This window comes from Streptomyces sp. SJL17-4 (assembly GCF_036826855.1).
Classification (GTDB): domain Bacteria; phylum Actinomycetota; class Actinomycetes; order Streptomycetales; family Streptomycetaceae; genus Streptomyces.
In genome coordinates this window covers 5,462,213-5,487,055 of record NZ_CP104578.1, presented here as the reverse complement: position 1 = coordinate 5,487,055, position 24,843 = coordinate 5,462,213, and the positions used below count along the sequence as shown (strand labels likewise).

The 24,843-nt window shown below is 73.3% G+C and carries 21 protein-coding genes and 2 tRNA genes; 3 read left to right on the top strand and 20 right to left on the bottom strand.

Annotated elements, in window-relative coordinates; translation table 11 throughout:
* Nucleotides 1-7: 7 nt before the first annotated feature.
* Together N5875_RS24705 and N5875_RS24700 are read left to right on the top strand one after the other, a co-directional pair.
* Nucleotides 8-766 carry an IclR family transcriptional regulator C-terminal domain-containing protein gene (locus N5875_RS24705; protein WP_306327246.1) on the top strand — a complete coding sequence of 253 codons (759 nt, stop codon included), beginning with the start codon at nt 8-10 and terminating at the stop codon, nt 764-766.
* A 138-nt stretch (nt 767-904) separates the two neighbouring features.
* A tRNA-Lys gene (locus N5875_RS24700) sits at nt 905-978 on the top strand.
* Between the two features lie 94 nt (nt 979-1,072).
* Here the strand turns inward: N5875_RS24700 and N5875_RS24695 are convergent.
* The 7 genes from N5875_RS24695 to N5875_RS24665 all read right to left on the bottom strand — a co-directional run bounded on the left by N5875_RS24695 (nt 1,073) and on the right by N5875_RS24665 (nt 11,279).
* Nucleotides 1,073-1,735 carry a response regulator transcription factor gene (locus tag N5875_RS24695; protein WP_318209969.1) on the bottom strand — a complete coding sequence of 221 codons (663 nt, stop codon included), beginning with the start codon at nt 1,733-1,735 and terminating at the stop codon, nt 1,073-1,075.
* On the bottom strand, nt 1,666-2,970 hold the full coding sequence (locus N5875_RS24690; RefSeq protein WP_338496038.1) for a sensor domain-containing protein: 1,305 nt from the start codon (nt 2,968-2,970) through the stop codon (nt 1,666-1,668). Before N5875_RS24690 ends, N5875_RS24695 begins: the two co-directional genes overlap by 70 nt.
* 80 nt (nt 2,971-3,050) lie before the next feature.
* On the bottom strand, nt 3,051-4,607 hold the full coding sequence (locus tag N5875_RS24685; protein ID WP_318209970.1) for a serine/threonine-protein kinase: 1,557 nt from the start codon (nt 4,605-4,607) through the stop codon (nt 3,051-3,053).
* A 102-nt stretch (nt 4,608-4,709) separates the two neighbouring features.
* The gene (locus N5875_RS24680; protein ID WP_318209971.1) at nt 4,710-6,473 is read right to left on the bottom strand and encodes an AMP-binding protein; all 1,764 of its coding nucleotides are present in this window, start codon (nt 6,471-6,473) and stop codon (nt 4,710-4,712) included.
* A gap of 75 nt (nt 6,474-6,548) precedes the next feature.
* The gene (locus tag N5875_RS24675; protein ID WP_055602575.1) at nt 6,549-7,142 is read right to left on the bottom strand and encodes a lytic polysaccharide monooxygenase; all 594 of its coding nucleotides are present in this window, start codon (nt 7,140-7,142) and stop codon (nt 6,549-6,551) included.
* A 128-nt stretch (nt 7,143-7,270) separates the two neighbouring features.
* Nucleotides 7,271-9,028: an SPFH domain-containing protein gene (locus tag N5875_RS24670; protein ID WP_338496035.1), complete on the bottom strand. Its 1,758-nt coding sequence runs from the start codon at nt 9,026-9,028 to the stop codon at nt 7,271-7,273.
* A gap of 775 nt (nt 9,029-9,803) precedes the next feature.
* Nucleotides 9,804-11,279, bottom strand: a complete 1,476-nt coding sequence (locus tag N5875_RS24665; RefSeq protein WP_338496033.1) for a peptidoglycan-binding protein — start codon at nt 11,277-11,279, stop codon at nt 9,804-9,806.
* Nucleotides 11,280-11,463: 184 nt separating this feature from the next.
* Between N5875_RS24665 and N5875_RS24660 the strand changes: the two genes are divergently transcribed.
* A tRNA-Lys gene (locus tag N5875_RS24660) sits at nt 11,464-11,537 on the top strand.
* Between the two features lie 71 nt (nt 11,538-11,608).
* Here N5875_RS24660 and N5875_RS24655 read toward each other — a convergent pair.
* From N5875_RS24655 to N5875_RS24595, 13 genes are all read right to left on the bottom strand, one after another.
* Nucleotides 11,609-12,304, bottom strand: a complete 696-nt coding sequence (locus N5875_RS24655) for a glycoside hydrolase family 6 protein (RefSeq protein ID WP_338496031.1) — start codon at nt 12,302-12,304, stop codon at nt 11,609-11,611.
* Nucleotides 12,305-12,913: 609 nt separating this feature from the next.
* A complete protein-coding gene (locus N5875_RS24650) occupies nt 12,914-13,582 on the bottom strand; it encodes a class F sortase (protein ID WP_338499254.1) in 669 nt (222 codons plus the stop codon).
* 2 nt (nt 13,583-13,584) lie between these two features.
* Nucleotides 13,585-14,223, bottom strand: coding sequence for a hypothetical protein (locus tag N5875_RS24645; protein WP_338496029.1), 639 nt, complete (start codon nt 14,221-14,223; stop codon nt 13,585-13,587).
* 86 nt (nt 14,224-14,309) lie between these two features.
* The gene (locus N5875_RS24640; protein ID WP_318209977.1) at nt 14,310-15,089 is read right to left on the bottom strand and encodes an HAD-IIA family hydrolase; all 780 of its coding nucleotides are present in this window, start codon (nt 15,087-15,089) and stop codon (nt 14,310-14,312) included.
* Nucleotides 15,090-15,168: 79 nt separating this feature from the next.
* Nucleotides 15,169-16,713, bottom strand: coding sequence for an alkaline phosphatase family protein (locus N5875_RS24635; protein ID WP_338496027.1), 1,545 nt, complete (start codon nt 16,711-16,713; stop codon nt 15,169-15,171).
* 188 nt (nt 16,714-16,901) lie between these two features.
* The gene (locus N5875_RS24630; protein WP_338496026.1) at nt 16,902-17,960 is read right to left on the bottom strand and encodes a 2-aminoethylphosphonate ABC transporter substrate-binding protein; all 1,059 of its coding nucleotides are present in this window, start codon (nt 17,958-17,960) and stop codon (nt 16,902-16,904) included.
* Nucleotides 17,961-18,036: 76 nt separating this feature from the next.
* Complete coding sequence (locus N5875_RS24625) at nt 18,037-18,834, bottom strand: ABC transporter permease subunit (protein WP_338496025.1); 798 nt, start codon at nt 18,832-18,834, stop codon at nt 18,037-18,039.
* Nucleotides 18,821-19,636, bottom strand: a complete 816-nt coding sequence (locus N5875_RS24620) for a 2-aminoethylphosphonate ABC transporter permease subunit (protein WP_338496023.1) — start codon at nt 19,634-19,636, stop codon at nt 18,821-18,823. The genes N5875_RS24625 and N5875_RS24620 overlap by 14 nt, the downstream gene beginning before the upstream one ends.
* A gap of 73 nt (nt 19,637-19,709) precedes the next feature.
* Nucleotides 19,710-20,762 (bottom strand): ABC transporter ATP-binding protein, encoded by a 1,053-nt coding sequence (locus tag N5875_RS24615; protein WP_318209982.1) that lies wholly within the window; start codon nt 20,760-20,762, stop codon nt 19,710-19,712.
* Nucleotides 20,759-21,457 carry a phosphonatase-like hydrolase gene (locus N5875_RS24610; protein WP_338496021.1) on the bottom strand — a complete coding sequence of 233 codons (699 nt, stop codon included), beginning with the start codon at nt 21,455-21,457 and terminating at the stop codon, nt 20,759-20,761. Before N5875_RS24610 ends, N5875_RS24615 begins: the two co-directional genes overlap by 4 nt.
* 5 nt (nt 21,458-21,462) lie before the next feature.
* On the bottom strand, nt 21,463-22,599 hold the full coding sequence (locus tag N5875_RS24605; protein WP_338496019.1) for a TIGR03364 family FAD-dependent oxidoreductase: 1,137 nt from the start codon (nt 22,597-22,599) through the stop codon (nt 21,463-21,465).
* Between the two features lie 248 nt (nt 22,600-22,847).
* Complete coding sequence (locus N5875_RS24600) at nt 22,848-23,615, bottom strand: GntR family transcriptional regulator (protein ID WP_338496018.1); 768 nt, start codon at nt 23,613-23,615, stop codon at nt 22,848-22,850.
* A 50-nt stretch (nt 23,616-23,665) separates the two neighbouring features.
* On the bottom strand, nt 23,666-24,766 hold the full coding sequence (locus N5875_RS24595; protein ID WP_338496016.1) for a hypothetical protein: 1,101 nt from the start codon (nt 24,764-24,766) through the stop codon (nt 23,666-23,668).
* Between the last annotated feature and the right edge of the window lie 77 nt (nt 24,767-24,843).

The window sequence follows — 24,843 nt, the reverse complement described above, 5'->3', positions numbered from 1 at the left end:
GGAAACCGTGGCGCTGAAGCCCGAGCCCACCGCGCCGTTCCACTCGGTGCAATACGCCTTGCGCGTCCTCGAGACGATTTCGCGGCACGGTGGCGGAGTGACAGACGTCCAGATCGCGCGCGAAGCCGGCCTGCCCGTAGCCCATCTCTCCTCACTGCTCCTCATGCTCCGTCGTGAGGGGTACGTCGAGCAGGTCGCCGACGGCGCGTACGTGATCGGGGACTCCCTCGTCCTCCTCGGCTCCGGCATGACCCGCCGCGAAGCCCTGGAGGCGAAGCTCCAGGAGACCCTGACCGAGCTGCGCGACTCCGTCGGCGCGGCGGTCTACATCAGCCGGTACATCGACGGCGAGGTGAAGATCACCCAGTTCGCCGACGGTCCGCGCACACCCAAGGTCAACGAGTGGGTCGACTTCCGCTCGGCCGCGCACGCCAGCGCGGTCGGCAAGTGCCTGCTCACCCAGCTCGACCAGAACGGACGGCGGGACCACCTGTCCCGGCACAAGATCGCCCGGCTGACCTCCCGGACGATCACCAGCGAGCGGATCCTCTTCTCGAAGCTGGACAGCCAGCCGCCGACCGTCCCGGTGCTCGACCTCCAGGAGTACGCGGTGGGCACGGTCTGCGCCGCCGTTCCCCTGACGGCGGGCTCCGCCGTGGGCTGCCTCGCCCTCTCCCTGCCGATCGAGCACGCCCACCGGCTGCGCTCGGCGGCGGACACGCTGAACCGGCGGGCGGCGCCGGTGGTCATGGCGCTGGCGATCTGAGAGATCCGGGAAGCCCCAGGGAGCAGGAAAGCCACTGACGGCCCCGGCATCCGGGGCATTCGGGGGTCCCGACGGCGCGGCCTCGCCGGGTGGTCATGAGCACCCCGCGGGACCGGGTAGTATTTTCTCTGTCAGCAGGCGCCGCTAGCTCAGTTGGTTAGAGCAGCTGACTCTTAATCAGCGGGTCCGGGGTTCGAGTCCCTGGCGGCGCACAGACGGAAGAAGCCCCTCGCGGAAGCGGGGGGCTTCTTCGTGTGCCCGCCCGCGCCCGCTCGCCCCCACTCACCCCCGCCCCCCGCTCCCTCCTCAGGCCCTGAGGTAGGTGAGGACGGCGAGGACCCGGCGGTGGGTGTCCTCGGCCGGCGGCAGGTCCAGCTTCGCCAGGATGTTGCCGATGTGCTTGCCGACGGCGGCCTCGGTCACGACCAGGCGGCGGGCGATCGCGCCGTTCGAACGGCCCTCGGCGACCAGGCCCAGGACCTCGCGCTCGCGCGGGGTCAGCGCCTCCAGCGGATCGCGGTGCCGGCGGATCAGCTGCCGTACGACCTCGGGGTCGACGACCGTCCCGCCGTCCGCGACCCGGGCGAGCGCGTCCAGGAACTCCTCCACCTGACCGACCCGGTCCTTGAGCAGATAGCCGACGCCGGTGCCGTCGCCCGCGTCGAGGAGATCGGCGGCGTAGCTGCGCTGCACGTACTGGCTGAGGACGAGGACCGGCAGGGCGGGGCGCTCGGCGCGGAGCGCGACCGCGGCGCGCAGCCCCTCGTCCTGGAAACCGGGCGGCATCCGGACGTCGGTCACGACGATGTCCGGGTCGTGGGCGGCGACCGCCCCGCGCAGGGCGTCGGCGTCCCCGACGGCGGCGACGACCTCGTGGCCGAACCGGGCCAGGAGCCCGATCAGTCCCTCCCTGAGGAGGACGCTGTCCTCGGCGAGGACGACGCGGAGCGTTCGCTCGGTGCGGGGCATGGGATCTCCACTCGGAGGAGGGTCGGCCCGCCCGGCGGGCTCATGATCGTCAGTGTGCCATCGAGGACGGCGATCCGGTCGGCGAGGCCGGTGAGACCGGTGCCCCCGGCCGGGTCGGCGGCGCCACGCCCGTCGTCCTCGACGTCGATCCGGAGGACACCGTCCGTGTGCCGGGCGGTGATGCGGGCCCGGGCGGCGCCACTGTGCTTGCCGATGTTGGCGAGGGCCTCGCAGCCCGCGAAGTAGCCGGCGCTCTCGACGGACTCCGGCAGCCGGGGCAGCTCGATGTCCGTGACGACGGGCACGGCGGACCGGTCGGCGGCGTCGGCGAGGGCCGGGCCGAGGCCGTAGTCGGCGAGGACCTGCGGGTGGATGCCGTGGATCAGCTCGCGCAGCTCGGTCAGGACCTGCCCGGCCTCCGCGTGCGCCTTCGCCAGCTGGCCGGCGAGCGGGCCGCCCGGCGGGGCGTCGAGGCGGGCGAGCCCGAGGGTCATCGTGAGGGCGACCAGGCGCTGCTGGGCGCCGTCGTGCAGATCGCGCTCGATCCGGCGCCGCTCGGCCTCGAAGGCGTCGACGAGCCGGGCGCGGGAGGCGATGACCTCGCCGATCGCGCCCTGCTGCGCGGATTCGCGGGGGGTGAGGAGGGCGCGGGCGAGGGCGGCGCGGGCGCCGGCGACGGCGGCGAGCGGGTAGGCGAGGGCGACGAGGAGCAGGGCGCCGAGCAGGGCGGCGGCGAAGGCCTCCGGGTAGGAGGTCACCAGGTACGCCTTGACGACCTTGGCCTCGTGGCCGTCCACGGCCAGCTGGACGGGGGCGCCGAGGAGCAGGACGGGCAGGCCGATGCCGACGGCGACGGCGAGGAGGTCGAGCGGCCACAGGACGGTGGCGAGGAGCAGGGCGTACGCGAACTCCCGCCAGGTCGCCTGCTCCCCCGCCCGGACCCGGAGCCAGGCGGCGAGGCCGGGGGCGGTGGGGGCGCGATGCGGGTCGGGGGCGGGGTCGAGGTCGACGAGGCGGAGTCGGCGGCGCTCGACGCGGCCGAGGGCGAGGCCGGAGAGCAGGAGCGGGGGCAGGCCGACGAGGAACAGCGAGAACACCCCGAGCACCAGGAAGACGGCACCGACGGCGGCCCCGAGCAGCCCACCGGTGACCAGGTACCCGACGGCCCTCCACGGCCAGGAACCGAGCGGGAACCGGGTCCGGGTGAGCGCCTGCCAGGGCGTACGGGGGTCCATGGGGGCCACGCTAGGCGGCGGGACCGGGGGCGGGCCATGGGGGCGGGGGGTGCCCCTTTCAAGGGTGGGGCCGCTCTCCCTCAGGACGCCCGCCAGACCGTCAGGTCCCCGGTCAGGAAGTTGATCCCGCTCTGCGGCATGGCGGTCGACTTCACCGTGAGGACGAAGAGCGCGATGTCACCGGAGGGGTGTTTGAGGCAGATCTCGCTGCCGGCCGCCGCCCAGTCCAGCCTGAGACTTCGCTTCGCCTCCCTGGCGAGGGCGGCGCGACACGTGTCGAGGGTGGCCCCCGGCTTGCCGGCGAGCAGATGCATCAGGCTGGCGCGGCTCTCCAGGCCGCAGCTCTCCCCACAGACGAGGCGGACGTCCCCTTTGCGGTCCCGGCGTTCGATCGGCTCCTTGAGGCTCATGGAGTTCTCCTCGTCCAGGAGCCGGAAGGGGTACGGGAGGGGTTGAGGTGCCGTGGGCGCCGTCGTGGAGGGGCGCGAGCCCCTTCCCCGTGTCCGGCTGCCGTCCTTCGACGCGGAGGACGACGCCGTCGGACCGGGAGGCGTCGTGGTCGCGGACGGCGCACGGTCGCGGATCCGGTCCGCGGCCTCCATGACCGTCCAGGTCAGGCCCGTCAGGAGGAGGGCTCCCGCCGTGACGGCGGCGGCCGTGACGAGCGCGGTACGCCGCCTCCGGGCTCGTCGCTCGTACGGCACCGTCGGCTGCGGCCGCGGGACCAGCGGCAGCGTGTGTACCGGGGTGGGGTCGGGGACCGGATCCGGCACCGTGGGCTCGGGCCCCGTGACCTCCCGCCAGACGGCCGGACCCGCGCCCGCGTCCCCGCCGAGTCGTCCCCGGCACCACTCGACGACCTCCGCCGGGGTGGCGCGCTCCGCCGGATCGGCGGCCAGGCACCGGGCGATCAGGGGACGGAGCTGCGGGGGAAGGCGGGACAGGTCGGGTGCGGAGTGCACGATGCGGTACAGCACGCCGACCGAGGGGCCGTCGCCGTACAGCGGTTCTCCCAGCGCCGCGAAGGCCGCCGTCTGCCCCAGCGCGAAGACATCCGTCGCCGCGGTGAGTTCGCCGGCGGACGCCTGCTCGGGGGCCATGTACGAGGGGGTGCCCAGGGCGGTGCCCGTCTCCGTCTGCCGGGTGATGTCGGAGGCGAGCGAGATGCCGAAGTCGATCACCCGCGGCCCGTCGGCGGCCAGCAGCACGTTCGACGGTTTCAGGTCACGGTGCACGATTCCCGCACCGTGGATGGCCTGCAGCGCCTCGGCGACGCCCGCCATCAGCCACAGCACCGCCGGCACCGGCAGCGGCCCGCGCCGGGCGACGGCCTCGGACAGGGACGGGCCGGGCACGTACAGCGTCGCCAGCCAGGGCGGTACGCCGTCCGCGTCGGCGTCGATCAGTTCGGCGGTGTACGCGCCCCGGACCCGTCGGGCCGCCTTGATCTCCCGGCGGAACCGGTGCCGGAAGGCCGGGGAGTCGGTCAGCTCCGGCCGTACGACCTTGATCGCCACCGGTCGGCCGCCCGGTGTGTGCGACAGGTAGACCCGCCCCATGCCACCCGCACCGAGCCGGGCGGCGAGGCGGTAACCCGCCACCGCGGGCGGGTCGTCCGCCTGCAGTGGCTGAAACACCTCGGTCGCGTGGTCCCTCTGCACTCATCCCCCCGGATTCCTGATCAGCGGCTGCGCCGGCCGATGGCAGCAGCGTAAGCGGGAGGGCGTCGGGGCCTGCCGTCAGGGTTCGCGATCCTGGTCGGGCGCGGGGTCGGACACCGCCGGTGCGCCGGGCGGTCGGACGTGGTGGTCCGGGGTGGGGGTGCGGTCGTGGCGCGCGTACGCCGCCCTGAGGCCGGCCGTGGCCGCGGGGGTCAGCCGTACGTACGGCGCGTCCGGCGTCGGGCGCCACCAGACCGGGTCCGCGCAGAGGAAGGACGCGCGGCGGAGGGCCACTCGGTGGATCTTGTTCGTCGCCGTGAGGGGGAGTTCGGGCATCACCCGGACGAAGCGGGGCGGCATCTTCGTCCCCAGGTCCTGCTGCGCGGCGAGGAACGTCGCGAACTCCGCCGGATCGAAGACCGCCCCCTCCCGCAGCGCCAGCGCCGCCATCACCTGGTCCCCCGCCACCGGGTCCGGTATCGCGTACACCGCGACCCCCGCGGCCCGGTCCCAGCGGGCCAGGATGTGCTCGATCATCGCCGCTGCCAGGTTCTCGCTGTCGACCCGCAGCCGGTCGTCCGTACGGCCCGCGAAGTAGAGGTAGCCGTCCGCGTCCCGGTAGAAGAGGTCGCCCGTCCAGAAGCAGCCTCCCCCAGAGCCTTCGGCCTGGGGGCGCCCCCAGCCCAGCCTCGCCGCGTCCGCCTCCGGGTTGCGCCAGTAGCCCTCGAAGGCGCTGCGGCCCCGGTTGACGAGTTCTCCGACCGCCTCGGAGGCGTTGAGGAGCCGGCCGGTGGGTGAGAAGCGGGCCGGCGGGCATACGAGACCCGTGTCCGCGTCGACCACGACCAGGTCGTCGTCCGGTGCCGCCCGGCCCACCGCGCCCGTCGGTGTGTCCGGCGTCCGCTGGATCGACGCGCCGCCCTCGGAGGAGCCGTACCCCTCCACGAGCGGCACCCCGAACCGCTTCCGGAAGCGCGCCGCGTCCACCGCCCCCGCCTCCGTGCCGAAGCCGAGGCGGAGCCGGTGGGCGTGGTCGTCGGGGGTGGGCGGGGTCGCCAGGAGGTACTGCACGGCCCTGCCGACGTAGGTGAAGTAGGTGGCTTCGAAGCCGCGTACGTCGGAGAGGAAGCGGGACGCCGAGAAGCGGGCCCGCAGCGCCACCCCCGCCCCGGCGGACAGCGCCGGCGCCCAGTCCGCGATCACCGCGTTCCCGTGGAACATCGGCATGCAGATGTAGTGGACGTCGTCCTGACCGACGGAGAAGTGGGCCGCCAGCGAGGCGCCGGCCGCCGCGAGCCGGCCCTGGCTGCAGAGCGCCGCCTTCGGCGCGCCCGTCGAACCGGAGGTGAAGGAGAGCAGGAAGCGGCTGTCGGGGCGTACGGGGCCGAGGCGCGCGTCGCCCGGCCGGGCGGACCCGTACGGCGCGAGGAGTTCCCGGTACGCGTCGGTGTCCGTGACCAGGATCCGTACGCCGGGCAGCGGGAGGCCGTCGAGGAGCGGCAGATGGGCGCGCTGGGTGACAAGGACCCGGCAGGCGGTGTGCCGGATGTCCCGGGCGAGTTCGGCGCCGCGCCGGGTGGGGTTGATCCCTGCGACGGCGGCCCCCGCGAGGGCCGCCGCGCTGAGCCAGAGCGGGTACTCCGGCGTGTTGTCGAGCAGGATGCCGAGGTGCGGCTCGCCCCCCGGCCGGGGTGGCATCAGGTCCACGAGCAGTGCGGCCCGCGCGGCGGCGCCGGCGGCGACCTGGTGGTGGGTGAGGGTGTGGTGCTCGTCCCTCAGCCCGATCCGGTGGTCGCCCCATTGGCGCCGTACGAGTTCCGCGACGGTGTCCGCACCCCTCATGGGCCGGACTGTAACTGACGTGTCGTCAGAACTGAACGGCCGGGATCCGCCGGCCGTTCAGAACGTGGCGCGCTTTCAGAACTTGACGTCCGAGCACGCGTAGAACGCGTTCGCCGTGTCCGCGATCGTCCACACCGCCAGGATCAGGTGGCGGCCCGTCTTGCCCGCCGGGATCGTCCCGGAGTGCGAGAGGGTCGCCGGCGGCTGCTGGTTGTTGTAGGGGACGGTCAGGAACGGCTGGGGGTCCAGCATGGCCCGGGTGAGCTTCTGGGTCCCGGTCCAGCCGTTCTTGGTGATGTAGTACTTGAAGTCGGTGGTGCGGTGCCGGGCCGTGAACTGCCAGCGGAAGCTGTAGCTCTGGCCCGCCGAGAGCTGCGTCGTGGGCCACGCACCGCCCCGCGGGTCGTCCAGCTGGGCGAACTGCGTGAGCCCGGCGGAACAGATCTTGCCGTCGGCGGGACCGGCGGCGGGGAAGCCCTTGAGGCCCTCGACCGACTGGGGCTCCCACTGTATGGAGCCGCAGTTGGTCACGGTGCCGTTGGCGCAGAGCTTCTGGCGGCTGATCGGCGAGTCGGTGTAGCCGTGACTGCCGGCGCTACCGGTGGCGAAGAGGGTGACGCCGGCGACGCCGAGCGCCACCGCCGCCGCCCCGACTGACTTTTTGCGCATGCTTCGCTCCAGGAGAACGTGGGGGAGTTCCGTTGGGCCGTGCGCGCACGCGTGCGGTAGTACGTCGTACCGATTTTGGTCTGGACCAAGTACCAAGGTATGGACGGACGTTGAACATGTCCATCCCTTCACGCCCCCTCTACAGGACCCGTCCGACCCGTGTAGAACGCCACCGTCAGGTCCTTGACCAGCGCCTTGCGCTCGTAGTCGTCGAGCTCCACCAGACCACGACTGGTCAGCCGGTGGACCACGTCGTCCACCGCGTCCACCACCGAGGTGAGCACGCTGTCCCGGTGCTTCGCGTCGATCGCCGCGATCCGGCGCCGGCGCATCGCCGCCGCCACGTCCGGCGCGTACTCGATCCGCGTCGGCTGCGCCGAGAACACGTCCACGCCGACCGGGGCGCACTCCGCCGACAGCATCCGCGTCAGCGCCTCGCCGACGGCCTCCGCGTCCCGGAGCGTCGGGGCGTCCTCGTGGAAGGCGTCGGCCGGAAGCTGCGACAGCACCCGGGCCATGGCCGCCTCCACCTGCTCGCGCAGGTAGTCCTCGTGCCCGTCGACGCCGAGCGCCGCCCGGACCGTGTCCCGCACCCGCCACACCACGAGCACGGTGACATCGAGCGCGGTTCCCTTGGCGTCCACCGCCGACAGCGGCTCACTGCGCCAGTGCCGGAGCCGTACGTCGACGCGGCGGCGCAGCAGGAGCGGGCTGACCCAGACCAGACCGGTACGGCGGACCGTGCCGCGGTAGTCGCCGAACAGGGACAGCACCCAGGCGTAGCCGACCCGACCCCGGCCCAGCCCGCCGAGAGCGAACAGGGCGAGGACGACGCCGAGCGCGAGGAGCGCCCACTGGCCGAGATGGATGCCGTTGTACGGGCGTTCGGGCAGCCGCAGCATCCGGGCCGCCTCCTGGGGCACGGCCCCGGCCCACCACACGACCGCCGCGCACCCGGCGAGCGCGAGGGCCCCGCCGGCCACGCCGACCCATCCGGGCAGCACCGGCCCGGGACGCTCGACGAGGGCGGGGTCGGCGGTGGGGGCGGGCCGGGAGGTCGAGGCGGACGCGGAGGCGGAGGCCTTGGCGGCGTGCGCCCTTCGTTGCGCCTTGGGCTGTGCGTTGGGCTGTGCGTTGGGCTGCTGCCCCTTGGGCTGTGCGTTCGGCGGGGACTTCGGCTTCTGCTTGGACTTGGCCCTGCTCGCGGGCTTGGTCCCCGCGGCGTCCGCCTGGGCCTGGACCTTCGACGGGACGGGGATGGCGGGACCCGTGCCCGTCCAGGACGAGGTGGGCGCGGCCATGGCGACGGTGTCGGGACCGCCGTCGTCCTCGCCGGTCACGAAGGGCACGGCGTTCGCAGGCTCGTCGCGGAAGAGGAGGTGCACCGGGATGGAGCCGGTGGTCTCGGCCCCGATCACGTTCTTCCGCCGCGCGACCCGCACGACGGCGGCGACGGGCACGGCGACGGCGCCGACACCGGCCCCGGCGATCCGCCCGAAGTCGGGCGCGACGGCACGGTCGGCGGGACGGTCGGGCGTGACGGCGCGATCGGCGGGACGGTCGGGCCTGGGCTCGGCTGCGGGCGGGGCGGTCGGCGCGGCGGAGACCGCGACGGGGACCGGCGCGGGACCACCGGACCGCACCGTGATGGTGGCCTTCAGGGGGGAGGAGGAACCGGGGCGGGCGTGCCTACCCGCCCCGGAGGGCCCGGAGGAGGCTGCCTCGGGCCGCACGGCCGGGGCGGTTCCCGGGGTGGCGGGCGCCGCCGTCGCCGTACCGGAAGCGGACCCCACCGGGCGGACCGGCAGCACGCCGGAACGGCCCGCCGGATCGCCCGACCGCGTGCCCGGGTAGGCGGGTACGACGGGTTGGACCCGGGTGACCACGGGGGCGGTTCCCGGCGCGGCCGGCGCCCCCGCCGAGGAACCGGAAGGAGACACGACCGGGGGCGTGGAACCGACCGGGGACGCCGAACCGACCGGGGGTGCGGACCCGACCGGGCGGGTCGGCAAGGTGACGGAAGGTCTCGCCGGGTCAACGGGCTCCGCGCCCGTCGCACGGTCTCCTGTGGTGGCCGACTGCCCCGGCCCCGTACCGACCGGCCCCGTCCCGTGACCCGGTGACGTGCCGACGGGGCCCGTCGGGTCGTCCCGTCTCGTTGCCGCGTCCGCCGCGCCGCCGCCTCGCGCGCCCGGCTCGGGCCATACCGGGACCCGGCCTCGCGGTGTCCCCGGCTCCCCGGCCGGGGACACCGCGGTACCCGTCGGGGCCGGAGCCGATCCACCGGGCTCTCCGCCCGACGTGACGACATCCGCGGGTACGGGCACGGACGCGGGCGCGGGCGCTCCGTCCGGGGCCGACGCGGGCGCGTCACCCCCGGTCGGCGTCGGCGCGGCGGCTGCCACCGCGGCCTCACCCGCCCCCGCGCCGCCCGCCACCGGTGCGCCCTCCCCCGGCTCGCCCGGCTCACCCGGCCCCGCCGGCCCGTCCCGCCGGGTCGGCGGGGTGCCCGGGGGCGCGCCCTGGGGAGGAGACGTGCGCGGGAGGGTGCCGTCCGTCAGGCGGCGGGCCGTGCGGGCCGCGTCACGTGAGGCCGCCGCACCGGAATCCGCGGGGTTCGGGGTCGATGCCGTCATTCGGGTCCACCTCATGCTCTCGGGGTCATCGGAACAAGCGCCGCCAGGTCTCCGGGCCCGGGTAGCCGTCGGCCGCTGCGCCGCGCCAGCCCTGTGCCCGCTGGAACGCCTCGACGTTGCGGCGGTCCGCCTCCGTCCAGCGCGGACCGGGTCCCGACAGGTAGTGCTTGCCGAAGCCCCGCTTCACCAGTTGTTTGCCCAGCTTCTCCACATATGCGTTGGATTGGCCCGGACGGAAGGAGCCACGCCCGGGAAAGCCCGTCGCATTCGCGCTCGACCCGCTCGAACCACTCGAACCGCCGATGTTCTTGCCCTTGCCGGTCACGAGGAGCTTCCACGTCGCGGGGCCGGGCAGGCCGTCCGCCTCCTTGCCCTTCCAGCCCTGCGCCAGCTGGAACGCCTGGGTCGCGCGCCGGTCCGCGTCACCCCACTTCGGGCCGGGTCCCTTGCTGTAGTACTTCTTGCCGCCGCGGTCGACGAGGAGCCGTCCGAGCTGGGTGACGTGGGCATTGTTTGCGCCCGGACCGAACATCGCGATCCCCGGGTACGGCGTCGTCGTCGGGGTCGCCCCGCCGGTGCTGCCGCTGCCGCCGCCGCTGACCACGCCCTTGTAGCGGTAGGCCACGTACCGGTTGGAGTTCTCCCAGTACGCCATCGGCGTCGCCTGCTTCCGCGTGCGCGGCTTGGTCTGCTCGTACGCGACGTAGGACGTGTGGGTGTAGTCGGTCCAGCCGCCGAAGATCGTGACATGGGAGCCGCGCGTCGGGTCGGCCGGGTTGTGGAAGAGCAGGATGTCGCCGGGCTGGAGCTCGGTGCGGTCGACGCGCTCGGCGAAGCGGTCGAGGCTGCCGGTCCACTCGTTGCTGCGGAGGTTCCAGGCCATCGAGATGTAGCCGGAGCAGTCCTGGCGGTAGCCGTCCGACCAGTACTTCTCCATGGAGTACGGGACCTGGGCGGTCACCCACAGCTTGGCACGGTTGATGATCTCGGCCCGGGTCGTCTTCCGCAGGGTGCCGGTCGAGATCTGACTGGTCGTCGGAGTCGCGTTCGGGGAGGGCTGCCCGCCGGGGCCCGGCGTTCCGTGCAGGGGTTCCCGGCCGCCCTGCGGGGTGTCGGGCCCGGGGTACACGGCCCGCACGGACCCCTCGGCCGCCCCTGCCGACTCCGCCGGCTCCGTCGCCCCCGTCACGTCCGTCGCCCCCGTCACGTCCGTCGCCCCCGTCACGTCCGTCGCCTCCGCGAGGTCCGCCGCCTCCGTGAGGTCCGCCGGGGTGAACGGGACCGACGGCGGCGGGAGCGCCGTCGCCACGGCGGCCCCGCCGCCGCCGAGGACCACGCCCGCGGCCGTCACCAGGACCAGGGCCCGGCGCGCGCCGTGCGCCGCCGGATGCCCGCCCGCGCGGACCGGCAGGCCAAGCGCGAGGTCACGCCGCTGCCGGGCGCACCCCGGGCAGCCGCAGTCGGCCGCGGGTTCGAACTCCTCGAAGACCGGCACGCTCATGCGAATCCCCTCCACACTCGTCAAGATCTTTTGACCCTTGGTTTCGGGCGTCAGTGTCTCAACTGTCTGGACAAATCGCATTTTGACGGATCGAAGGCCTGATAAGACCATCCGACAGGCCGGAGGTGACCGATATTGGTCAGGAGCACACCCGGACGTCGGGTAGAGTTCTCTCTGTCAGCAGGCGCCGCTAGCTCAGTTGGTTAGAGCAGCTGACTCTTAATCAGCGGGTCCGGGGTTCGAGTCCCTGGCGGCGCACGCAGAGTCAAGACCCCCTCACCGACGGTGAGGGGGTCTTGGTCATTCTCCGGCCGCCCTGGTGGCGTGAACTACCGGGCGTTGCGGGCCAGTTCCTGGGCGTACGGGTCGAACCACTCCCCCGCCTTCGGGCCGCCCCGGCACGTGCCGTCCGACTCGCCCGGCCGCTTGATCCAGAGGTACGCCGCCACCAGCGGGTCCCCGGTGGCGCGGGTCGGCGGCTCGCCGAGCGCGCGTCCCGGCGGATTGCACCAGCTGTCGGCCGGGTCGCCCTGCGTCCAGGGGCCGTTTTCGTTCCGGCTCGTGTCGATCACGAAGGGCTTGCCGCCCGCCGAGTGCCGGCCGCAGTCGCGGTTGGGGACGTCGTAGAGCACGAGGAGCGCCTCGCGGCCGGCGCGGGTGGCGGCCTCGGTGAGGGCCCGGGTCTCCTCCTCGGGGCGGTCGGGGCCGATCCACTCGGCCGCCGGCCGGTCGGAGATCTTCCGCAGCAGCTCGGCCTCGGGGGTGCGGCCGGCGGCGAGGTGCGCGGCGACGGCGCGGGCGGCCCTGCCGTCGGGGTTCACCCAGTAGGGGGTGGGGCTGGGGGTGGGCGGCTCGGTGCTCGGGCCGCCGGGGCCTCCGGGGCCCGGGGCGGCGGGGGCGTCACGGGCGGGCCCGGGGGGCGGGGCCGTACACGCCGCGAGGCCGGGGAGGGCGGCGAGGAGGAGCAGGGACGCGACGGCCGGTAGTGGGAACCCTGCTCGGCACGCGGTCGGACGTGCGGACATGCGGGCCCCTCGGGCACGTGCGGAGCGGTCGTGAGCATCGTGACACGACCGCCCTCTGGGCCGGGCGAGGCAGGGCCTTTACAGTGTCCGGAACCTCGACCTCCCGCGGTGGCACCGGGCTCCTCCCGCGCCCGTGAGCCGCGCGGTGGAGGACCGGCCCGGTCGGCGGCGGCCGCGGGACGCGAGCCGCCGACCGGACCCAGGTCCCGTGCGGGGCGGGTTGCCCCCGCCGCCGCCACCCTCGTGCAGGCCCGCACGCCAGGCGGGACCCTCGCCACCTCCGTATGGGCCCGCACGCCATGCGAAACCCTCGCCACCTCCGCATGGGCCCGCACGCCATGCGGGACCCTCGCCACCGCCGTGTGGGCAGTTGTCCCGCAGGGCGGGACGGGTGGGCACACGGGACGGCGCCCTCTGGCGGCGCCTCCGCCCCTGTGCCTGACCCGCACGCGTGCGGCGCGCACGGGGGTGCGGGTTCAGGCGCGGAAGCCTGGGCCCGGCAAGGGGCGCCGCCCGTTGTGCCCACCCGTTCCGCCCCTGGGGGTCCCCCCTGGACGAAGTCCTTGGGGGAGGAACAGTTGCCCACAACGAGGTGGGCGGCGGGTGCCTCTACGGGGCTTCCGATGCTGTCAGGTAGGCCGAGACCACGACGTTTGCCGTGTATGTGTTCGAGCTTCGGTCGAACGTGCCGCCGCAGGTGATCAGGCGGAGTTCCGCGCGGTGCGGGTCCCGCGCGCCGTAGACCTTGCTCGCGTCGAAGTGTTCCCGGGGGTAGACCTGGACGTCGTCCACCGTGAACTCGGCCACCGATCCGTCCGTACGGGTGATGCGGACCTTGGCTCCGGGGCGGGCCGCGCTCAGTCCGTAGAAGACCGCCGGCCGGCTCTCGGTGTCGACGTGGCCGACGAGGAGGGCCGGGCCCGCCGCGCCCGGCCGGGTGCCGGAGCCGAACCAGCCGACCGTGTGCGGCATCTCGTACGGCGGCGGGTCGATCGCCCCCGTGTTGTCCAGCCCCCGCGCCACGACGGGCGCGTTGATGCCGAGGGACGGGATCTCGACCCGCCGGGGGTCGACGGGAGCGAGCGGGTCCCTGGCCGGGGGCAGGGCGGCGCCGAGCGGGCGGCCGACCGCGGCGATGTCTCCGGTGGTCGGCGCGGAGCTGCCCCCGGGCCCCTCGGTGACCTCGCGGCCCCAGAGCCAGAGCCCGAGCAGCAGCAGCGCCCAGGCCACGCCGGTGACGAGTCGCCCGGTGCCCGCCGGGCGGGAGCCGGACGACACCGTCACTCCGAGCCGGTGCCGGAGCCCGTACCCGGACCCGTACCCGTACCGGAGCCGGCGGCCCGACGGCGGGAGCTGCGGAAGGCGACCGCCACGGCGGCGACGGCCGCCAGACCGAGGCCCAGCAGCGTGTACGGGGTGCCGAGGCCGCTCTCGCTGGTGGTCTGGGCGACGCCGGGGGCGGCCGGGGCGGCGAAGGCCGCGGTGCCGCCACCGCCCGCGCGGACCGGGGCGACCGGGCTCGCGTGGTGGGTGGGCTTGTTCGTCGGCTCGTGCGTCGGCTTCTGGCGCTCGATGCGCACCGTGCCGACGTCCGGGTGGTCGTGGCCGTCGCAGGTCACGCCGACCTTGTACGTGCCGTTCTCGAGCCGGGTCTTGATCGTGGTGTCGCCGAACAGCGGGGCGCCACCGCCGTCCCGGCCGGTGAGTTCGGCGTCGGCGACGAACGCCGGGGACTTCGCGGCACCCGTGGTGCCCTTGCAGCCCTGGACGCGGACGTCGACGTCGGCGCCGGGCGAGGCGGTGGACGGGGTGACGGTGACCTTCACCCCGTCGTGGGCGTACGCGCCACCGGCCGTGGGTGCCAGTACGAGTACGAGGGCCGCTCCCGCGGCACGGAGAGCAATGGGACCTGAACGCATCGTGACCTCCTGATACTGGCAGGGTCACCCGGATCGGGCCGGTTCGCATCCGCAGGGGCGCATCCGCGGGGCGGTTCGAGTGCGCTCTACACGCGGTCGACGATGTCCGCGATCGACTTGACGATCTTGGACGGGCGGAACGGGAAGCGGTCGATCTCCGCCTCCGACGTCAGCCCGGTCAGGACCAGGAAGGTCTGCATGCCCGCCTCCAGGCCGGCCAGGATGTCGGTGTCCATCCGGTCGCCGATCATGGCGCTCGTCTCGGAGTGGGCGCCGATGGCGTTCAGACCGGTACGCATCATGAGCGGGTTCGGCTTGCCGGCGAAGTACGGCTCCTTGCCGGTGGCCTTCGTGATGAGCGCGGCGACGGAGCCGGTGGCCGGCAGCGGGCCTTCGAGGGAGGGCCCCGTCTCGTCGGGGTTGGTGCAGATGAAGCGGGCGCCGGCGTTGATGAGCCGGACGGCCTTGGTCATCGCCTCGAAGGAGTACGTACGGGTCTCGCCGAGCACCACGTAGTCCGGGTCGTGGTCGGTGAGGACGTAGCCGATGTCGTGCAGCGCGGTGGTCAGGCCGGCCTCGCCGATGACGTAGGCGGTGCCGCCGGGGCGCTGGTCGTCGAGGAACTTGGCGGTGGCGAGCGCCGAGGTCCAGATGTTCTCGACGGGGACTTCGAGGCCCATCCGGGCGAGGCGGGCGTGCAGGTCACGAGCCGTGTAGATCGAGTTGTTGGTGAGGACCAGGAAGGGCTTCCCGGTCTCCCGCAGCTTCCTGATGAACGCGTCGGCGCCGGGGATCGGCACGCCCTCGTGGATGAGGACGCCGTCCATGTCGGTCAGCCAGGATTCGATCGGCTTGCGCTCTGCCATGGGTGCGGGACTCCTGCCGTACAGACGTGCGGTGTGCTGGGGGCGTCGGCACAGCGCTGTGGCGACGCCCCCAGCCTAATCAGGAAGCCGTGACCTTGACCCCGTCGATCACCCAGTACCAGTTGTTGGACCCGGTGTAGCGGAAGCGGAAGCTCACGCCGGCCGCCCCGGCGGGGACGGCGACCGTGAGCGACTGGGGCTGCGAGACGACGTCCGAGGTGTAGCTCTTCACCACGGTCGGGGTGCCGCCGTTGAAGACCGCCTGGACCTGCGCGGTCTGGCTGCCCTCCTGGCGGTAGAAGGTGGTGAAGTCCAGGGTGACCCGGGTCGCGCCCGAGACGCCGTACGCCGGGGTGACAAGCGTCGAGTCGTACGTACCGGAGAAGGTTTTGTCGGCCCACTCGTCGGAGTCGGCGACGGCGAAGACGCCTCGGGCGCGGACGTTCAGCTCGCGGGACTGGTCGCGCTGGGTGCGGGACCAGAACTCGTCGGTGGCGAAGGACCAGCCGCGCCACTCGGTCATGCCGCCGGTGCCCATGGCGTTGTTGATGACGGACCAGCCGCTGGGCGCGGTACGGGTGAAGCCGAGGACCCCGGCGGGGATGCCGGTCTCGTCGACGCGGCCGGTGAGCGACCCGTACAGCGCGTCGAAGGGGTCGGTGGAGCGGTCCTGGATCGGCTTGCCGTCGAGGCCCCAGGCGGGGTCCGGGGTGATGCCGAGCTGGCGGAAGACGGTGGCGGCGACGTCGACGAGCCGGGTGTCGATGGGGCGGGCGCCTGCGGCGATGCCGGGGCCTTGGGCGAGGACGAAGGTGCGGCGCTCCTCGATGGAGGAGCCGCCGTGGCCGCCGGCGTCGGCGTGGCCGTGGTCGGTGGTGACGATGACGGTCCAGCGCTCTTCGGCGTAGGTGGGGCGGGCCTTGATGGCGGCCCAGAGGCGGCCGACGTACGTGTCCTGGACGGCGATGACGTCGAGGTAGGCCTGGCTCCTGGCACCGGAGTTGTGGCCGACGATGTCGGACTGGCCGAAGTAGACGAAGAGGACGTCCGGGTTCTGGTTCCGCAGGACGGACTCGGCCTCGGAGGCGATCGTGGCGTCGTGGCCCACGTACCCGTCCGCGTCGCCGTCGAGGACGAGCTTGGCGTCGGCGCCGGTGGTGACCGTGCCCTGGGTGTCGAGCGGCTTCCAGTCGACGGCGGCGTACGTCGAGAGCTCGGGCCGGATCTGGGCCAGGCGGGCGAGGAAGCCGGGGTACTGGCCGTAGTTCCTGCCGGTGAAGGAGTTGTCCTTCACGCCGTGCTTGTCGGGCCAGACGCCGGTGGAGATCGTGGACCAGCCGGGACCGGAGGAGGTCGCGGCCATCGGGTTGGCGTACAGCAGGGACAGGCCGTAGGTGCCGTTCGCCATCATCGCCTTGAGGTGCGGCGCCTTGGCCGCGTCGATCCGGTCGTGGCGCAGGCCGTCCATGCCGACGACGAGGACCTTGTCCTTGCTGGTGCCGTTGGGGAGCGTGGGGGCGGCGGCCTGGGCGGCGGGGGCGGTGGCGAGGCCGGTGGCGGCGACGGCCGCGGTGGCACCGGCGGCGGCGAGCACGGTGCGGCGGGAGATGCCGGGGATCGGCATGTCGGAGTCCTCCGTGGATGTCCGTGGAAAGGGGTTCGGGCATGGCAACGCCCCTGATTTCTCAGGGGCGTTGGTCCGTACCCGTTATCCTTCCGCGATGTGCGGAGGCGTTCCAGAGTCGTACGGTGAACTCTTGGTGCCTATCAGCTTCGGTCAGCTGCCGGTGTCAGCTGCCGATCAGCTGCCGATCAGCTGCCGGTCGCGGACTTCCACGCGTCGACGTACGTCTTGAGGTTCTTGTCGATGTCGGCCCAGTCCGGCTCGAAGACCTCGACGCCCTCCATCTGCTTGGCGAGTTCGATGGCGTTGGCGTCGCTCGCCTTGACGTCCTTACGGGCGGGGAAGCCGCCGCCGACCGCACTGACCTCGCGCTGGGCGCCCTCGGTCAGCATGAAGTCGAGGAGCTTCTTGCCGTTCTCGGTGTGCGGGGCCTTGTCCACCAGGCCGGCCGCGTACGGCAGGGCGAAGGTGGTCGGCCTGCCCGCGCCCTTGGCCGGGAACCAGATGCCGAGGTTCGGCATGGACTTGGACTGGGCGAAGTTCATCTGCACGTCGCCGTTGGCGACGAGGAGTTCGCCCTTGTCGACCTTGGGGGCGAGCTTGGAGGTGGAGGAGGACGGGCCGACGTTGTTGGCCTGGAGCTTCTCGAGGTACTCCATGGCCGGCTCCTGGCCACCGAAGTCGTGCATCGCCTTGATGAGGACGGCGGTTCCGTCGCCCGCGACGCCCGGGGTGGAGTACTGCAGCTTGTTCTTGAACCTGCCGTCGAGCAGCTCCTCCCAGGACTTGGGGGCCGCGGGGAGCTCCTTCTTGTTGTGGATGAAGCCGAAGTAGTTGTTGACGACCGAGGTCCAGGTGCCGTCGCTCGCCTTGTCGCCGCCGCCGACCTGGTCGGCGCCCTGCGGGGTGTACTTCTGCAGCAGGCCCTTGGCGCCGGCCTGCTGGATGAAGGGCGGCAGGGTCACGATGACGTCGGCCTGGGTGTTGCTCTTCTCGCGGAGAGCGCGCTGCACCATCTCCCCGGAGCCGCCCTCGACGTACTTGACCTCGATGCCGGTCTTCTTCTCGAAGTCGGCGAAGACCTTGTCGTACCAGCCGTCCCCCGCCTCGCCCTTGAGGCCGTCGGCGCTGTAGACGGTGACGATCTTCTCGTCGGACGCTTCGGTGGAGCCACCGCAGGCGGTGAGGCCCGCGGCGAGGACGAGGGAGCCGGTGACGGCGGCGATCGGCTTGGCGTACGTACGCATAACGTCGTTTTCTCCTGAGGAACTGAGGAGCTGGGGAGCTGGGGATCTGGGGATCTGGGGATCTCTGGCGGAAGCGCTAGCGGAAGGAAGCCTTGGTACGGATGCGGGAGACGGCGAGCAGCGCCAGCAGGGTCGTGGCCATGAGGACCACGGCCAGCGCCGATCCGGTGAAGAGGGAACCGCGGTCGGTGGCGGTGAAGATGAGCACCGGGAGCGGCATCCAGTCCGGCGGGTAGAGCATCATCGTGGCGCTCAACTCGCCCATGGACAGGGCGAAGCAGAGTCCGGCGGCCGCGTTCAGGGACGGCAGCAGGAGCGGCAGCTTCACCCGGAGCAGGACGTACGAGGGACGGGCGCCGAGACTGGCCGCCGCCTGCTCGTACATGGGGTCGAGCCGCTGGATCGCGGCCGACACCGACTGGTGGGCGAACGCCGTGACGAGCACGGTGTGCGCGAGGATCACGATCCAGCGGGTGCCGTTGAGGAGCACCGGGGGCTGCGAGAACGCGACGAGGACGGCGAGGCCGACGACCACGGACGGCACGGCGACCGGCAGCATGAACAGCGCGTCGAGGACCCTCTTGCCCTTCTTGCCGAGGGCGGCCCCGGCGAGCGCGGCCCAGGTGCCGACGGTCAGCGCGATCAGGCCGGCGGTGACGGCGGTGACCAGGCTGGTGGTGAGGGCCTGGAGGGACTCGCCGCGGACGGCGGCCGCGTAGTGCTCGGTGGTCGGCCCGGAGGGGAAGGCGCCGGACCAGTTCGTGGAGAGCGAGGCGGCGACGATCACCAGGAGGGGGAGGGCGAAGAGCGGGACGAACAGGACGGCGAACGTGACCCAGGCCGTCCACCTGCCCGTACGGCTATGCACCAGCACGGCGGCTCACCCCCCGGTAGAGGACGTAGAGGCCCACGGAGAGGGCGACGTTGACGACGGCGACGACACAGGCGGCGGCGTAGTCGGATTCGAGGATCGCCTTGCTGTAGACGAGCATCGGGAGGGTCGTGACGCCCTTGGCCCCGGTGAAGAGCACGATCCCGAACTCGTTCAGGCACATGACGAGGACGAGGCTGCCTCCTGCCGCGAGCGCCGGGAGGGCCTCGGGCAGGATCACCTGCCGGACGATCCGCAGGGGCCGGGCGCCGAGCGAGGACGCGACCTCCAGCTGGGCCGTCTCCATCTGCGAGAAGGCGGCGAGCAGCGGCCGCATCACGAACGGGGTGAAGTACGTGATCTCGGCGAGGAGGACACCCCACGGGGTGGTCAGGAACTGGAAGGGGCCCGAGGGGGCCCCGGTGACGTCCGTCCAGACGCCGTTGGCCATGCCGACCGTGCCGTAGAGGAACAGCAGGGCGAGCGTGATCAGGAAGGACGGGAAGGAGAGGAAGACGTCGATGAACTTCGACACCGCCTTCCCGCCGGGGAACGGCACGAACGCGATCACGACCGCGAGCACGAAGCCGAGGACGAGACACCCGACGGTGGCGGCGACGGCGAGCCACACCGTGGTGACGAGGGCGTCGCGGAACGACGCGGAGGCGAAGACGTCACCGTACGCACCGGGGGCCAGGGACTCCTGGACGACGAGGGCGAGCGGATAGAGGAAGACGACGGCGAGCACGGCGACGGGGGGCAGGGCCCAGATCCAGGTGGGGGTCTTCCGCCCCGTTGTGGGCATGCGTTCCGCAAGGGCGGAACTGGTGGGCACAGCCCCCGGTGCCGGGTGCCGTTCCTTGACCCCGCTCCCGGCGCTACCCATCGTTCACCCCCGCTGCCAGCAGCACCGCGTCCTCGGGCGCGAAGTGCAGCGTCACCTCGGCCCCGAGCAGCGGCGTCTCCCGCAGCTCCCGTACGTCCGCCTTCACCCGGTGGCCGCCCACCTCCACGTACAGCCGGTGCGTGGACCCCCGCCACTGGACCTCGCTGATCCGGCCACGGAGGGCGTTGGGGCCCTCGCCGAGGCCGACCAGGTGCGGCCGGACGCAGAGGGTGGCGTCGGAGCCGACCGCCGCGTCGGGGGCGGGGACCTTCAGGGCGACGCCCTCGAAGGCGACCCCCTCGGCGCCGACCCGTACCGGCAGCAGGTTCGCGTTCCCGACGAACGACGCCGTGAACTCCGTACGCGGCCTGCGGTACAGGTCCTGCGGGGTGCCGCAGTCCTGGAGCCGGGCCCTGTCCATGACGGCGATCCGGTCCGCGAGCGTCAGCGCCTCGACCTGGTCGTGGGTGACGTACAGGATCGACACGTCCGGCAACTCGCGGTGGAGGCGGGCCAGTTCGGCCAGCATCCCGGAGCGCAGCTGCGCGTCGAGCGCGGAGAGCGGCTCGTCGAGGAGGAGGACCTTGGGCCGGATGGCGAGCGCGCGGGCGATGGCGACGCGCTGCTGCTGGCCGCCGGAGAGCTCCCGGGGGTACCGGTGGGCGTAGGCCGCCATGCCGGTCATCTCCAGGGCCTCGGCGACCCGGCCGGGGATCTCGCCCTTCGGGACCTTCCGGGCCTTCAGGCCGAAGGCGACGTTGGCCTCGACCCGGAGGTGCGGGAAGAGGGCGTACTGCTGGACGACCATGCCGATCCCCCGCTTGTACGGCGGGAGGCCGGTCACGTCACGGTCGCCGATGAGCACCCGCCCGGAGGCCGGCCGCACGAACCCGGCGACGGCCCGCAGCGCGGTGGTCTTGCCGGAGCCCGAGGGCCCGAGGAGGGCCATGACCTCACCGGGCTCGACGGTCAGGTCGAGCCGGTCGAGGACGGTGGTGCCGCCGTACGCGACGGACACGGCGTCGAAGCGGATGCCGCTGGTCATGCTTCCGACTCCCCGATCAGTGCGGGAAGTTCGGCGATCGAGGCCAGGACGTGCGTCGCGCCGTGCTCCTTGAGCGCCGCCTCGTCGTGCGCGCCGGTCAGGACGCCCGCGACGATCCCGGCGCCGGAGCGGACCCCGCTGAGCATGTCGTACGAGGTGTCGCCCGCGACCACGAGCCGGCGGACGTCGTCCACGGCTCCCGTACGGAGGAAGGCCGCGAGGACCATGTCCGGGTACGGGCGTCCGCGACCGCCGGCGTCGGCCGGGCAGAGGGTCAGCTCGGCCAGGTCCCGCCAGCCGAGCGCGTCGAGGATCGCGTCCTGGGTGACCCGGGCGAATCCGGTGGTGAGGACCACCGTCCGGCCCTGCGCCTTCAGCTCGGCGATCGCCTCGGCCGCGCCGGGTATCGGGGCGATCCGGCCGCCGGAGACCAGCTCTCCGTACGCCGCCTCGAAGGCGAGGTTGGCCTCCTCGGCGCGGGTCTCGTCGCCGCCGAAGAGGTGGCGGAAGACGGAGATCTTGGACTCGCCCATGGTGGCGCGGACGTAGTCGATCATCGTGGCCGGGTCTTCGCCGAGGCGCTCGGCGGCGGCGGTGAAGGCCTGCTCGACGAGGCCGCCGTCGGCGACGGTGGTGCCTGCCATGTCGAGGACGACGAGGTCGTGCTTGCGCTTGTGCGTGTCTGCGGAGGTCATGTGGTTCACCAGCCCAGTTCGTCGGCGGTCGTCTCGGCGATGGCGGGCGAGCAGGTCATGCCGCGCCCACCGGGTCCGGTCACCAGCCACACGCCGTCGCGGACCTTCTGGCGGTGGACGACCCGGCTGGTGTCGACGCACTGCGCGTACACCCCGGCCCAGCGCCGCCTGATCTTCGGCAGCGGGCGGCCGAGGAAGGACTCGACGACGCGGGTGAGGTGCTCGTAGGGGTCTTCGAGGGTGTCGAAGGCGAAGGGGTGCTCGTACTCGTGGGTGTCGCCGATGGTCAGTCCGCCGTCGAGGCGCTGCACCATGAGGAGCTGCATCCTGTGGGCGGCGGCGGTCGGGTCCTGCGGCTGCCCGGCCTGGAGGGCGTCCAGGGCCTCGGAGGCGTAGGCCGGGTAGTAGCGGAAGGAGTCGGCGTCGGCGACGGAGGTGGTGAGCGCCTCGCCGAGGGGCTCGGTCTGCATCATCTGGAGCCGGACCCGGCGGACGGGTATCTCGCCGGCGACCTCGCGGACGAGGCCGGAGAGCCAGGCGCCGGTGCACAGGACGACAGCGTCGCCGCTGTGGACCTCGCCCCGGTCGTCACGGACCGCGCTGGTTCCGTTTCCGTTGGCGCCGACGACATCCCGGACCTCGCGGTTCGGCAGGAAGGTGTACTTCCCGGTGGCGAGGAGGGCCTCGCGGAGGGCGAGCTGCGCGAGGCGCGGCTCGACGGCCGCGTCCCGCTCGCACCAGAGCGCGGCTTCGAACTCACCCCGCAGGGCCGGGTTGATCGCGCGGGCCTCGTCGGCCGCCAGCAGCTTGTAGCCGCGGGCGGCGGCGTCGGGGCGGGCCACGGCGGCCTCGGCGACGGCGAGCTCCAGCTCGTTGCGTACGGGGGTGAGCGAGCCGATGGCCCGGAAGCCCAGGCCGGGGACCCGGGCGCCGATGCCCTCCCAGAGTTCCCGGGCGCGCAGGGCGGTGTCCAGCTCCTCTCCGCCCGCCCGTCCGCTCACCCAGATCTGGCCGAAGTTGCGGAGGGACGCTCCGCGCGCCTCGGCCTCGCGCTCGATGTGTACGACCTCATGGCCGCGTTCCACTGCGTGCCAGGCGTGCATGGTTCCCACCACGCCGGCTCCTACGACGATCACCTTCATGCCGTCGACGGTCCTGGGGACGGGTGACCCGGACGGGGCCGGTGGGCGACGGGACGGTGAACGGACCGACAAGCTTGGACCAGACCCGTTATCTTCTCGTGATCTGAGTGGTGGCGGGTTGCGAGGGTTTCGGCGTTCGGCCCGCCGCTCGGCCCCTCGGTCAGCCCTGCCGCCTCACCCGGTCAGCCCTGCGACCTCACTCGGCCAGCTCTGCCACCTCACCCGGTCAGCCCTGCGACCTCACTCCGTCAGCCCTGCTGCCCCAGGTGGGCGGTGAAGCTGAACCGGTCACCCCGGTAGAGGGTGCGGACCCGCTCCAGGGGGCGGCCCGAGGTGTCCCGGGAGATGCGGTGGAGCAGCAGCATCGGCAGCGCCGGCGGGGTGCCGACGAGGAGGGCCTCGCGGGGGGTCGCGAGCACCGTCTCGATGCGCTCGTCGGCGTCGCCGAACGAGATGCCGAGGCGGTCGTGGAGGTAGGAGTAGAAGGAGGAGTCCGGGTCGAACTCGGTGTCCAGGTGCGGGACGCGCGCCTCGGAGACGTACGTGCTCTCCAGGCCGACCCGCTCGTCGTCGGCGAGGAGCACGCGCTCCATGTGCCAGACGGGCTCGCCCCGTTCGGCGCCGACCTCGGGAGCGAGCGCCTCCGGGCAGGGGAACCGGTCGAGCGAGATGAGGCTGCGGCCGGGGCGGCGACCCTGCCGGCGGACGCCTTCCGTGTAGCTCGCGAGCGAGAGGGGCTGTTCGAGCTTGGGGCCCGCGACGACCGTGCCCCGGCCCTGGCGGCGCAGCCGCCCCTCCAGGAGGAGTTCGCGCAGCGCCTGCCGCACGGTCTCGCGGGACACCTCGTACCGGACGGCGAGGTCGCGCTCGGTGGGCAGCAGCCCACCCTCCCCCAGCTCATCGACCATCAGGGAGAGTTTGGCCTTGACGGCGTAGTACTTGGGCACGCGCCCGTGCTCCGGAATGCCGGAGTTCACGGGGGCGCCCGGGGTGCTGGGGGTGTTCTGGTAGTTCACCGGGGGATGGTCGCAGACGGGGATGAACGGGAAGGTGTACGCAGCATGACTCACCGGTGCCGGGGGCGGCGGGCCGTGCGGACCAGGACGGCGCCGAGGAGGACGAGGGCGGCCGCGAGGGGGGCGAGGAGCTTGGCGTACTCCTCCGACTCCCGCCCCGTGTGGGCGAGTTCGCGATCCGAACCGGCCAGCAGGAGGTCTTCCGGGTCCTCGGTGGCGGAGCCCGGCGGGCGGGGCGTGGCCCCGGGGGGTCGCGAGGGGGCGGGCGGGTCGGACGTGCCGGATGTGTCAGGTGCGGGCTCGTCGGCTCCGGTGGAGCGGTCCGGGTCGGCAGGACTCACGGTCAGGCGGTAGTCGCCGGACTCGCCGACCCAGTCGCCGTCGGCGCCCCGGCGCTGGACGACGGCGGCGTTCACGACGACCTCGTCGGGGGCGGCCTCCGCGCGGAAGCCGAGGCGCACGGGGACGGTGAGGGTCCGGCCGGCGGGCACGACGAAGCCGTCGAAGCGGTCGGAGCCGTCGGGGCGGACGGGGCTGTCGGGGCGGACGGGGCTGTCGGGGCGGACGGGGCTGTCGGGGCGGGCGGGGCTGTCGGGGCTGGCAGGACTGGCGGGGCTGTCGGGGCCGGCCGAGCCGTCGGTGTCGCCCGAGCCGCCCGATTCGTCGGGACCGGTGAACGCGCCGACGTTCTCGGCCTGTTCGGTCGCCTCGAAGGTCACGGGCCGCCAGCGCCCGGCCCCGTCGTCGTAGAACTCGAACCGGATCTGCTCGGGCCGCAGCACCCGCCGCTCGTCGGTGAGGACGAGCACGGGATGGATGCCGGAGCAGGTGGCGTCGGTGGTGTTGGTGAGATCGAGCTTCCACTCCTGGAGGGGACCACCGGCGGGGTAGTCCACCGGACCGCCGTGGATCCGGGTGTCGACGGGGAAGACGGAACCGGAAGGGGTGCCGCAGGCGGGGGCGGGGGGATCGGGGGCGGGGATGTCGGGGGCGGCCTGCGCCGGGGCGGGGGCCGTGGTGGGGGGCGCCGAGGGGCCCGGCGCGGTCAGGGCGGGTGGCGCCAGGGCCAGGTGGGCCGTCGCGGCGGTCGCCAGCGCGGCTGCCGTGGTCAGGGCGCGGGCGGTGCGCGGTCGCAGGGGGGCGGATGCCATGGGGCCGGGCCTTTGCTGCTCGCGGGCGTACGGGTCGGCCGCGACGCTGCCATGCCGCAGGGGCGGGGGCCGGGCAG

Bases quoted from the DNA above. Each gene is read 5' to 3' on its own strand.
- N5875_RS24655 (WP_338496031.1), bottom strand. From the start codon at position 12,304: ATGTCCGCACGTCCGACCGCGTGCCGAGCAGGGTTCCCACTACCGGCC.
- N5875_RS24680 (WP_318209971.1), bottom strand. From the start codon at position 6,473: ATGAGGGGTGCGGACACCGTCGCGGAACTCGTACGGCGCCAATGGGGC.
- N5875_RS24665 (WP_338496033.1), bottom strand. From the start codon at position 11,279: ATGAGCGTGCCGGTCTTCGAGGAGTTCGAACCCGCGGCCGACTGCGGC.
- N5875_RS24630 (WP_338496026.1), bottom strand. From the start codon at position 17,960: ATGCGTACGTACGCCAAGCCGATCGCCGCCGTCACCGGCTCCCTCGTC.
- N5875_RS24615 (WP_318209982.1), bottom strand. From the start codon at position 20,762: ATGACCAGCGGCATCCGCTTCGACGCCGTGTCCGTCGCGTACGGCGGC.
- N5875_RS24645 (WP_338496029.1), bottom strand. From the start codon at position 14,223: ATGCGTTCAGGTCCCATTGCTCTCCGTGCCGCGGGAGCGGCCCTCGTA.
- N5875_RS24610 (WP_338496021.1), bottom strand. From the start codon at position 21,457: ATGACCTCCGCAGACACGCACAAGCGCAAGCACGACCTCGTCGTCCTC.
- N5875_RS24640 (WP_318209977.1), bottom strand. From the start codon at position 15,089: ATGGCAGAGCGCAAGCCGATCGAATCCTGGCTGACCGACATGGACGGC.
- N5875_RS24690 (WP_338496038.1), bottom strand. From the start codon at position 2,970: ATGGACCCCCGTACGCCCTGGCAGGCGCTCACCCGGACCCGGTTCCCG.
- N5875_RS24605 (WP_338496019.1), bottom strand. From the start codon at position 22,599: ATGAAGGTGATCGTCGTAGGAGCCGGCGTGGTGGGAACCATGCACGCC.
- N5875_RS24620 (WP_338496023.1), bottom strand. From the start codon at position 19,636: ATGCCCACAACGGGGCGGAAGACCCCCACCTGGATCTGGGCCCTGCCC.
- N5875_RS24695 (WP_318209969.1), bottom strand. From the start codon at position 1,735: ATGCCCCGCACCGAGCGAACGCTCCGCGTCGTCCTCGCCGAGGACAGC.
- N5875_RS24675 (WP_055602575.1), bottom strand. From the start codon at position 7,142: ATGCGCAAAAAGTCAGTCGGGGCGGCGGCGGTGGCGCTCGGCGTCGCC.
- N5875_RS24595 (WP_338496016.1), bottom strand. From the start codon at position 24,766: ATGGCATCCGCCCCCCTGCGACCGCGCACCGCCCGCGCCCTGACCACG.
- N5875_RS24635 (WP_338496027.1), bottom strand. From the start codon at position 16,713: ATGCCGATCCCCGGCATCTCCCGCCGCACCGTGCTCGCCGCCGCCGGT.